Annotated in this window: 3 protein-coding genes; all 3 read right to left on the bottom strand. The window is 70.9% G+C overall.

Annotation, left to right across the window (positions count from 1 at the left end; all coding sequences use genetic code 11):
- Positions 1–259, bottom strand: a 259-nt coding sequence (locus ABZS69_RS66860) for a hypothetical protein (protein ID WP_355395570.1), incomplete at its 3' end; no start/stop codon positions are given.
- A gap of 1,106 nt (positions 260–1,365) precedes the next feature.
- Positions 1,366–1,695 (bottom strand): hypothetical protein, encoded by a 330-nt coding sequence (locus ABZS69_RS66855; protein ID WP_355395567.1) that lies wholly within the window; start codon positions 1,693–1,695, stop codon positions 1,366–1,368.
- Positions 1,696–2,379: 684 nt separating this feature from the next.
- On the bottom strand, positions 2,380–2,705 hold a 326-nt coding region (locus tag ABZS69_RS66850), incomplete at its 5' end, for a transposase (RefSeq protein ID WP_355395564.1).

Raw genomic sequence — 2,705 nt, 5'->3', positions numbered from 1 at the left:
CCGCGCCCCGTACCCCGTACCGCCCCGCCGCGCCCCGTACCCCGTACCGCCCCGCGCCGCCCCGCGCCGCGCCGCCCCGCGCCGCGCCGCCCCGCGCCGCGCCGCCCCGCGCCGCGCCGCCCCGCGCCGCGCCGCCCCGCGCCGCGCCCCGTACCGCCCGCCCCGTACCGCCCGCCCCGCCCCGCCCCGGGCCCCGGGCCCCGGGCCGCGCGCCGGCCCCCACGTTGACCCCACACGGCCGATCGTGCACCAGCGTCACGCAGCCCAGCGTCACGTCGCTCTCATGCCGATCGCAATTGGCCGACACGCGCCAGCCTCAGCCGACCCCACGCCGATCGTGCGGGTCGGCCTCGCCGCGGCGCCAGGCCCCCGCACACGGCCGATCGCGCGCCAGCCTCACGCCGCCCCCACATCGATCGCACATAGCCAATCGCGCGGAGACGCGGAGACACGGAGACCTCACGCTGACCACTCTCGGCGACTCATCGCCAACGGAGGTGGATCGGATCGAACCGGAGCGTTATCCACAAGGCCGAGCCCAACCGCCGGCGTTATCCCCAGAACCCCGCTCCACTCCACCCAAGGCCACCGCGATCGCCGATGATCCTGAGTGCCTCACCAACCCCAACACCTCAACAACCAGGCACCCCCGGCACCCCCGACGCCCCGGACGCCCCGGACGCCCCGATACCCCCGGAGGCCCTTGACACCTCCGACACCTCCGACACCTCCGACACCTCCGGAGGCCCCCAGAGTCCCCCGACACCTCCGAACCCCCTGAAGCCCACAACACCCCTGAGCACACCAAATGCCGCAATTCACGCGGAGCTCAGGGCATCAACCCGGAGTACATTCACCATGAAGATCATCCTGCCTTTGCCTGCCACACTGACCTCCCTCTTCATCGTGGCCACCGAACACCTGCCATTCGACGTCGACTCGTTCGTGCCCTGGCGCATAGCCGGCCCGCACAGAAGGGCTGCAATCGCCGCAGCAAGCAGCGGCTCCTTGACAGCAACCCACCACCAGACCCCCTGGAAACCAACCGCGACCAACCTCACATCCGAGGAAAGACGCCGCCTACGCCGCACCGGCCAACACGTGGTCGTATCCACGACCGCACCCCCGCACAAGCTTCCGACCAGCATCCAGACGGCGAGAGCGACGGCCCGCGCCCTGGCGGGAGAGTGCGACGGCCTCGTGATCGACCCCCTGACGGGCACCACCATCCTCACTTGCGGAAGATGCGCAGGAGAGCCCATGGATTTCCGCCTCGGCGACGACTGGCTGTCCTGGGACGTCCAGGTCCACGACGCCGCCACCTGCCCACCCTGGGACCCGGCCGACACGGGCGTATGCGACTGCCTACGCGTCACCTCCCGTGGCCTGCGCCGCTTCGCCCTCCCCGAGATCACCCTCGACGGCGCCGCCTGCGCTCACAACCTGTGCGCGACCAACCTCCTCCGCACAGTGGCCCACCGCCTGGTCACAGACCACCTGGCCTACGTAGCCGCCCACCCGGAGGCCACCGACCGCAAGATCGACGACTTCCTCCAGATAAGCCCCGCAGACCAGCCAGACGGCGGCCTCCCCTTCGGCGTCCAACTGACGCCCTACAACGCCGACCAGGGCGAACTGGGCCGCACAGGCACCATCCGCCGCCTCAAGATCGGCCCACCACCAGGCGCCGGCCAAATCACCTGCCTAAAGGTCGGTCCCCCATCAGGTTTCCCCGGCTCCCTCAACGACTGGCTATGCACCACCCAAACCCCCATCCACCCCCCACTCACCTTGATCACCTGCCCCCCTACAACCCAACCCACCCCCACACCCCCAACCCCCTTCCCTCCAACCCCTCTGACCCCATCCCACCCATACGCCCAAACAGCGACCCCGACCCCGCCGCCCTCAACCTCAGCGCCAACCTCGACCATGACACCCAAATCAGTCCCGGCCCCGGCCCCGGCCCCGGCTCCACCAGTCTCGGCACCGGCTCCGGCCAGGGCTACGGCATCGGCCTGCGCCACGGCACCGGCCCGTGACCTTGGACCCATTCGCAGCACGGGCCCAGCTCGTGCCATGGGCCCAGCCCGTGACAGGGGGCCAATTCGCAGCGCGGCGCCAGCTCATGACGTGGGTCCAACCCGCGACCGCGACGTGGGGCCAGCGGGTGGCATGGGTCCAGTTCGCGACGTGCAGCAACCTCCGTCGCCGGAAACGACGCCAGCCCTCGCCCTGGCTGCAGCACCGACTCCGACGGTTGCTCAGCCTCCATGCGTTGAGGTCGAGCGTGCTGCGGCCTGAGTCCGCGCCCCAGCGTCCCCCGGCCACGACGCCAAGTTGAAGTGCTCTCCTCTGGTGAGCGGAGGAGATTCCCTCCTACCTTGCGGTGGCGGGCTTGACGCGGCGAGCGCGCCTGACGACTGCCCTCCCGGCAGCCGGGACGAGCGCAAGGCCCATCCGATACAGATGCAAGGTGTTGCGGGCGGCGTTGTGGTCGGCGTTGCCGGACCAGCCACAGCCCGGGTTCTTGCACACGAACACAGCCTGGCTCTCCCGGCTGCCCGGCGTGGTGAACCCGCAGGCCGAGCAGCGCCCAGAGGTGCCCGCAGCGGGAACCTTGTGCAGCGCGCCGCCGTAGCGTGCGGCCTTGTACGTCAGCATCGTCACGGTGCGACCCCAGGCCTCCTGGCTGATGGAGCGGT

Source organism: Nonomuraea sp. NPDC005650 (assembly GCF_040605375.1).
In the GTDB taxonomy this organism is placed as follows: domain Bacteria; phylum Actinomycetota; class Actinomycetes; order Streptosporangiales; family Streptosporangiaceae; genus Nonomuraea.
The sequence above is the reverse complement of the archived record's forward strand: the minus strand, read 5'-3'. Positions and strand labels throughout refer to the sequence as shown.